Source organism: Streptomyces sp. BR123 (assembly GCF_013401435.1).
Classification (GTDB): domain Bacteria; phylum Actinomycetota; class Actinomycetes; order Streptomycetales; family Streptomycetaceae; genus Streptomyces.
The window spans coordinates 1-7,054 of record NZ_JACBGN010000341.1 but is presented as its reverse complement, the minus strand read 5'-3'; the positions used below and the strand labels follow the sequence as shown (position 1 = coordinate 7,054).

The 7,054-nt window shown below is 73.0% G+C and carries 7 protein-coding genes; 4 read left to right on the top strand and 3 right to left on the bottom strand.

Features of this window, described 5'->3' with window-relative positions; all coding sequences use genetic code 11:
- Window positions 1-21: 21 nt before the first annotated feature.
- The gene (locus tag HYE82_RS32045) at window positions 22-822 is read right to left on the bottom strand and encodes a carbon-nitrogen hydrolase family protein (protein ID WP_179177716.1); all 801 of its coding nucleotides are present in this window, start codon (window positions 820-822) and stop codon (window positions 22-24) included.
- Between the two features lie 420 nt (window positions 823-1,242).
- On the opposite strand from HYE82_RS32045, the gene HYE82_RS32040 reads away from it, so the two are divergent.
- Together HYE82_RS32040 and HYE82_RS32035 are read left to right on the top strand one after the other, a co-directional pair.
- Complete coding sequence (locus HYE82_RS32040; RefSeq protein WP_179177715.1) at window positions 1,243-1,968, top strand: GNAT family N-acetyltransferase; 726 nt, start codon at window positions 1,243-1,245, stop codon at window positions 1,966-1,968.
- 155 nt (window positions 1,969-2,123) lie between these two features.
- Window positions 2,124-2,438: a WhiB family transcriptional regulator gene (locus tag HYE82_RS32035; protein WP_179177714.1), complete on the top strand. Its 315-nt coding sequence runs from the start codon at window positions 2,124-2,126 to the stop codon at window positions 2,436-2,438.
- Window positions 2,439-2,666: 228 nt separating this feature from the next.
- Here HYE82_RS32035 and HYE82_RS32030 read toward each other — a convergent pair whose 3' ends face one another.
- Window positions 2,667-3,122, bottom strand: a complete 456-nt coding sequence (locus HYE82_RS32030; protein WP_179177713.1) for an Lrp/AsnC family transcriptional regulator — start codon at window positions 3,120-3,122, stop codon at window positions 2,667-2,669.
- A 10-nt stretch (window positions 3,123-3,132) separates the two neighbouring features.
- Window positions 3,133-4,587 (bottom strand): amino acid permease, encoded by a 1,455-nt coding sequence (locus HYE82_RS32025; RefSeq protein ID WP_179177712.1) that lies wholly within the window; start codon window positions 4,585-4,587, stop codon window positions 3,133-3,135.
- A gap of 308 nt (window positions 4,588-4,895) precedes the next feature.
- Here HYE82_RS32025 and HYE82_RS32020 point away from each other — a divergent pair, with 308 nt between their 5' ends.
- Window positions 4,896-5,912, top strand: a complete 1,017-nt coding sequence (locus HYE82_RS32020) for a GDSL-type esterase/lipase family protein (RefSeq protein ID WP_179177711.1) — start codon at window positions 4,896-4,898, stop codon at window positions 5,910-5,912.
- 132 nt (window positions 5,913-6,044) lie between these two features.
- Window positions 6,045-7,034: an SCO0930 family lipoprotein gene (locus HYE82_RS32015; protein WP_179177717.1), complete on the top strand. Its 990-nt coding sequence runs from the start codon at window positions 6,045-6,047 to the stop codon at window positions 7,032-7,034.
- Window positions 7,035-7,054: the final 20 nt, after the last annotated feature.

Sequence of the window (7,054 nt, the reverse complement as noted above, 5' to 3'; positions counted from 1 at the left end):
GGCCGGGAGGGCCGGGAGGGCTCAGACGAGGGAGGAGTAGAGCCCGGGGCGGCGGTCGCGCAGGTAGGGGTTGTTCTCGCGCGAGTTCCGCAGCAGTTCGGGATCGGCCTCGCCGATCACCATCTCCTCGCCGCGGCCGGCCCGGGTCCGGGTGACTCCGTCCGGAGAGGCCAGGCAGCTGAGTCCGACGAACTCGAACTCGCCTTCCGGGCCGGTGCGGTTGACGTACGCGATGTACATCTGGCTCTCGAAGGCCCGTACGGGGACGAGCTGTTCGGCGACGAACTGGAACGGGTGCATCTGCGCGGTCGGCACCAGGAGGAGGTCGGTGCCGGCCAGCGCGTGGGCCCGGACGTTCTCCGGGAACTCCACGTCGTAGCAGATCATGATGCCGATGCGGAGGCCGTTCAGGTCGGCCTGGACGACCTGGGTGTCGCCGGGCGTGAAGGCCTCCTGCTCGAAGCAGCCGAACAGGTGGGTCTTGCGGTAGTTCGCGAGGCGGGCCCCGTCCGGGCCGATGAGCTGCGCCGAGTTGTAGACGGTCTCGCCGTCCCGCTCCGGGTAGCCGTAGAGGACGGCGAGCCCGTGGCGGCGGGCGATCTCGCCGATGGCGCGGGCCGACATGCCGTCGGCGGCCTCGGCGAGGGAGGCGACGTCCTCGACCGGCAGCGCGTAGCCGGTCAGGAACATCTCCGAGGTCACGAGGAGCCCGGAGCCCGCCTCGGCGGCGCGGGCCGCGGCCTCGTCGAGCGCCTTCAGGTTCACGGCGGTGTCACCGAGAACTCCGGAGCTCTGGAGGAGGGCGGTGCGCAGCGGGGGCATGGGCTACCTCTGTGACAGGTGGGGTGGGGTGTCCTACGAAGGTACGGTTACGCGTTCGACCCGGACAAGCCGTGACCGTTGCGCTGCTCGCATCGATTCGTTGCGCGTTTGTCCCGCAGGGCGGCGATTCGTTGCGCAGGGGGGCCGTGGGGTTCCCCGCCCCGGCGGTGCGGAACGGGTCGGGGGCGCCCGCCGTGCGGGCCGGCGGGCACCTCGTCGCCGCAGGTAGTCGAGGGTACAGGCGGTCGCCGGCACCCGCGGTGGGTCCGTCCGCCGCTCCTGCGGGGCATAAAGCCGCCCACGGTGGTTGCTGACCATGGCGACCGTCGTACCGAGCAGTCCGTCGGCGGCGCACGGGGCCGGCGAGACGCTGTGCGGGGCCCGGGGCGCGCCGCCCGCTGGAGAGGAGCACACCGCCCCATGTCGCCCGAAACCGAGACCGCCGCGCCCGTCCACGTCCTGGACAACCCTGTCTGGGCCGCGCTGAACGGCCCGAGCGGCGGTGCGTTCGCCGAGGCCGCGCCCGGCGGGCTGGCCGCCCGCTACACCGCCGACACCTCGCCGTTCGGCGCGCCGGCGGACCCGCAGGACCCGCGCGCCTGGGCCGACCTGGCGGAGCTGGTGGGGCCGGGCGGGCCGGTGTGGGTCACCGGGCTGCTGACCCCGCCGCCCGCGTGGACGACGGTGCTCTCGGTCGAGGGGGTGCAGTTGGACGGTTCGGCGGTACGGGCCGAGCCCGCGCCGGAGGCGGTGCGGCTGGGCCCGGCAGACGTGCCGGAGATGATCGAGCTGGTGGAGCTGACGAAGCCGGGGCCGTTCCTGGACCGCACGGTCGAGCTGGGCACCTACCTGGGCATACGGCACGGAGGGCGGCTCGTCGCGATGGCGGGCGAGCGGATGCGGCCTCCGGGCTGGTCGGAGATCAGCGCGGTGTGCACACATCCGGACCACCGGGGGCGGGGGCTCGCCGCGCGGCTGGTCCGGGCGGTGGCGGCGGAGGTCAAGGCCCGCGGGGAGCGGCCGTTCCTGCACGCCGCGGCGGACAACACGGGGGCGATCGCCCTGTACGAGTCCATGGGCTTCACCCTGCGCCGCCGCCCGTCCTTCATCGGCCTGCGCGCCCCCGCGGCGGCGCCGCAGGGCTGACCGGCGCCCGCACGGCACGCCCGACCCGGCCCGGCCCGGCCCGGCCCGGAAGGGAGCGGAATCCCGCCATCCCGGGTTCCGCAGGGCGGCCGGCAGGTTTGGCGGGGCGTCGAGCGGTCACACGCGGAATCGTCGACGACAGGAGGTACACCGCCATGAACGACGTCTCACGGCTTCCGGGCGCCGCGCACCACCACTGGCAGTGGCAGCTGCGGGCGGCCTGCCGGAATCTGGGCTCCGGCCGCTTCTACCACCCGGCGGGCGAGCGGGGTCCGGAGCGGGAGGAGCGCGACGAGGCGGCGAAGCGGGTGTGCGCGGTCTGCCCGGTGCGGGCCGCGTGCCTGGAGCACGCCCTGCGCACGCGTGAGCCCTTCGGTGTGTGGGGCGGGCTGACGGAGGAAGAGCGCCGGACGCTGCTGGCCCGCCGGGAGGGCGTCGTGGCCGGCCTCGGGGCCGGCGGCGGCTGGTGAACCCCGCCCTCGGTCCCGCCGCCGCGGCGTGGCGGGCGGGCCGCGGCGCGCACCTCGTGGTGCGGCGCGGGGATCCGCCCCCGCGCGGCCCGGTGCCGGTCGCCGTCAGCCCAGGCGGGCCGGTCGCCGTGCGGCCGCCCCTCGGCGGGGCGGCGCGGGTACGAAGGAAGCCCCCGGGATGCCGGGGGCCTTCCTTCGTACGGTCGCGCGTCCGCCGCTGCGGTCCGCCTACGCGGGGGCGCCGGAGGTGAAGCGGCGCAGGAGCGGGGAGAGGACGAGCACCGACTTGGTGCGCTCCACGAAGGGCTCCCCCGCGATGCGTTCCAGGACCCGCTCGAAGTGCCGCATGTCGGAGGCGAAGACCTGGACGAGGGCATCCGCGTCGCCGGTCACGGTCGACGCGGACACCACCTCCGGGTACCGCTCCAGTCCTCGCCGGATGTCGTCCGGGGAGGTGTTGTGGCGGCAGTAGATCTCGATGAACCCCTCGGTCTCCCAGCCCATGGCGGCGGGGTCGACGCGGACGGTGAAGCCGGTGATGGCCCCCTCGCTCCTCAGCCGGTCCACGCGCCGTTTCACGGCCGGGGCCGACAGTCCGACCTCGGAGCCGATGTCCGCGTAGGAGCGGCGGGCATCCTCGGCGAGGGCGTGCACGATGCGTTCGTCGAGATCGTTCAGTCGCACTGCGGGCGGATCACATTTCTGCCGTGGCCAGTCGGGAGCGGCGGACACCGTACACGAAGTAGACCACGACGCCGACGACCATCCAGATACCGAACGCGATCCAGGTCGGCATCGGCAGGCTGTACATCATGTATCCGCAGGCGATGAAGCCCAGGATCGGGGTGACCGGGAAGAGGGCCACCTTGAAGGTGCGCGGCATGTCCGGCTTGGTGCGGCGCAGGATCACCACGGCGACGTTGACCAGGGCGAAGGCGAAGAGGGTGCCGATGCTGGTGGCGTTGGCCAGCTCGCCCAGCGGGATGAAGGCCGCGAGGGCGCCGCAGAAGAGGGAGACGATGAGCACGTTGGCGCGGGGGGCGCCGGTCTTCTCGTCGACCTTGGCGAAGACCTTGGGGACGAGGCCGTCGCGGGACATCGCGAAGAGGATGCGGGTCTGGCCGTAGAGGACGGCGAACACGACGGAGGCGATGGCGACGACGGCGCCCGCGGCGAGGACGACGCCCCAGAAGCTGCCGCCGGTGACGTCGGTCATGATCTGGGCGAGCGCGGCCTCGGTGCCCTCGAAGTCCTGCCACGGCATGGCGCCGACGGCGACGAAGGCGACGAGGCAGTACAGGACGGTGACGATGCCCAGCGAGAGCATGATCGCGCGCGGCAGGTCCTTCTTCGGGTTCTTGGCCTCTTCACCGGCGGTGGAGGCGGCGTCGAAGCCGATGTAGGAGAAGAAGAGGGTGGAGGCGGCAGCGCTGATGCCGGTGATGCCGAGCGGGGCCAGCGGGGCGTAGTTGCCGGACTTGATGCCGAGGACACCGATGCCGATGAAGAGCAGCAGCGTGACGATCTTGACGACGACCATGATCGTGTTGATGCGGGCGCTCTCGTTGGCGCCGCGCATCAGGAAGACCATGGCGAGCAGGACCACGGCCAGCGAAGGCAGGTTGATGAGGCCGCCGTCGAACAGCGGGGTGGAGAGGCTCTCGGGGATCGTGAAGCCGAATATCCCGTCGAGGAGCTCGTTGAGGTACTGGCCCCAGCCGACGGCCACGGCCGAGACCGAGACGGCGTACTCCAGCACCAGGCACCAGCCGCAGACCCAGGCGATGAACTCGCCCATGGTGGCGTACGCGTACGAGTACGAGGAGCCGGAGACGGGCACGGAGCCGGCCAGCTCCGCGTAGGAGAGGGCCGAGAAGAGCGCGGTCAGGCCCGCGATGATGAAGGAGATCGTCACGGCGGGGCCGGCCTTGGGGGCCGCCTCGCCGAGGACCACGAAGATGCCGGTGCCGAGCGTGGCGCCGATGCTGATCATCGTCAACTGCCACATGGTGAGCGAACGGCGCAGGACGCCGCCCTCACCCTGGCCGCCCTCGGCTACGAGCTGCTCTACGGGCTTGCGGCGGAGCAGCGGGTTCACAGGCCCCCGCGACTCCTTCGGGAGCGGCGGCGCCTGGTCGTGGTCGAGCACGAGGGGACTCCTTTGACACTGCGGATGGGGGTTGAGGCGTCGGCCGCAGCGACCCGGAGCAGGACACAGACGTGCGTCTGGGCATGGGCGGATCGCCGAGCAGGCGGACCGCGCCACTCCACGTACAGCGAGTGAGCCTACGAGCTGAGAGATACCGCCCGTAATGCACCATCCTTGCACATTGGCGCACGATCGTTGCACGGATCCGTTCCTGATGGCCCTTTGTTGCACGCCGATGATCGATCAGTGCGTGAATCGCCCAAACCGCCCTCCTTGACAGCCCGTCAGAATTGCCGCAGCGTGCGGCCATGGATGCCGACAGCACGGCCACTGCCTGGCTGGATCCGCAGCCCTTCCTCCGCGGGGTCGCCTGGCTCGACCGGGGCCGCCCGGTCCGCGCCGATCCGGCCGACACCCTGCGCCTGCCCCGGGACACCGGCGAGCGGGCCACGCTTCCGATCGGGGTGCGGCTTGAGTTCACCGCCGCGGACGGGGCCCACGCCGTGGACATCCGCTACCGGGCCACCGTCCCCGGCCCCACCGACGCGCTGCACGACCTCGCCCACGGCTTCGCCCTGTGGGACCGCCACGGGGTGGTCCGCGAGGTCTGGACCGATCCCGCCCCCGAGGCCGTCGTACGCATCGGCCTGCCCGGCGGGCCCGGCCCCTTCACCGTCCACCCGCCCGAGGCGCAGTCGCCGCGCATCCTGGGCCTGCGCGGGGTCGGCGGCGCCGTGGCCCCGGCCCCGGCCGTCCCGCGGTGGGTGGTGCACGGCGACTCGATCACCGAGGGCTGGTGGTCGACCCGCCCCGCCCACGGCTGGGCGGCCGTCGCCGGCCGGACCCTCGGCTGGGACACCGTCAACCTCGGGTACGCGGGCGCCGCGCGCGGTGAGCTCGCCACCGCCGAACAGCTCGCCGCGCTCCCCGCCGACGTCCTCACCCTCGCCTTCGGCACCAACTGCTGGACCCGCGTCCCCCATTCGGTACCGCTGCTGTACGAGACCACCCGCGCCTTCCTCGACCTGGTCCGCCAGGGGCACCCGCACACCCCGCTGCTGCTGGTCTCCCCGGTGCTGCGGCCCGACGCCGAGCGCACCCCGAACCGGCTGGGCGCCACCCTGGGCGCCCTGCGCGACGCGATGGAGCGGGCCGCCCGGGACCGGGTCGCCGCGGGGGACGGCCGGCTGGTCCTGCTGCCCGGCCGTGACCTGCTCCGACCCGAGCACCTGGCGGACGGGCTGCACCCCAACGACGCCGGACACCGGGCGCTGGGCCTTGCTGTGGTCACGGCCCTGCGCCGGGCCGGGTTCGACGGAAGGTGAGTGAAACACCCCACACGGCCCGCCTTGAACGGATCCGGCTCCCCAGCCCGTGTCCTGAGCACAGTTGCCGACGCACCGCACACACCGGGCGCCGGACCGGACACGGGAACACCACACGTGGGAGAGAACGAGATGGGCATCAAGCGCGGAACCACCCTGGCCACCGTGGCCGTCGTCGTCGCACTGACCGCCACGGCCTGCGGCCAGGGCGAGACCAAGGCCGGCGCGGTCAAGCCGGCAGGGGCCGCCGCGCAGGCGGGATCCGAGTACGGCTCCGACTACGGCTCGGGCGGCGACGCGGGCGCGGGCGCGAACCCGGGCACCAAGGCCGGCGGGCAGCTGGCGATCGCGCAGAACGAGCAGCTCGGCCAGGTCCTCAACGACAGCGCCGGCTTCACCCTGTACCGCTTCGACAAGGACACGCCCAAGCCGCCGAAGTCCAACTGCGACGGCGACTGCGCCAAGGCCTGGCCCCCGGTCCCGGCCGGCGACGTCACCGCCGCCTCGGGCATGGACGCGTCCGTGCTCGGCGAGGTGACCCGCAGCGACGGCAGCAAGCAGCTGACGGTCGGCGGCTGGCCGGTGTACCGCTACGCCAAGGACACCAAGGCCGGGGACGTGAACGGGCAGGGCGTCGGCGGCACCTGGTTCGCGCTCGCCCCCGACGGCAAGAAGGCCGCGAAGGGGGCGGCCGGCCAGGGCTCCGGATCCGGCGAGGGCTCCGGATCGGGCGCCGGCACCGGCTCCGGCGCGGCCCCGGCCACGGGCGCGCTGTCCGTGGCCAAGGACCCCAAGCTCGGCGACCACATCGTCGACGGCAACGGCATGACGGTCTACCGCTTCAAGAAGGACACCGCCTGGCCGATGGCCTCCAACTGCACCGGCGACTGCCTGGCCAAGTGGCCGGTCGTGCCCCCGGTGGACAAGGCCAACGCCAAGGGCATCATCGAGAAGGGCTTCTCGGTGCTCGACCGCCCCGACGGCAAGAAGCAGCAGAGCGTCGACTGCTGGCCCATCTACACCTTCACCGGCGACAAGAAGCCCGGTGACATCAACGGCCAGGGCGTGGGCGGCACCTGGTACGCCGTCTCCCCCGACGGCAAGCTCATCACCACTTCCTGACCGCCCCTCCTCCCCCACCC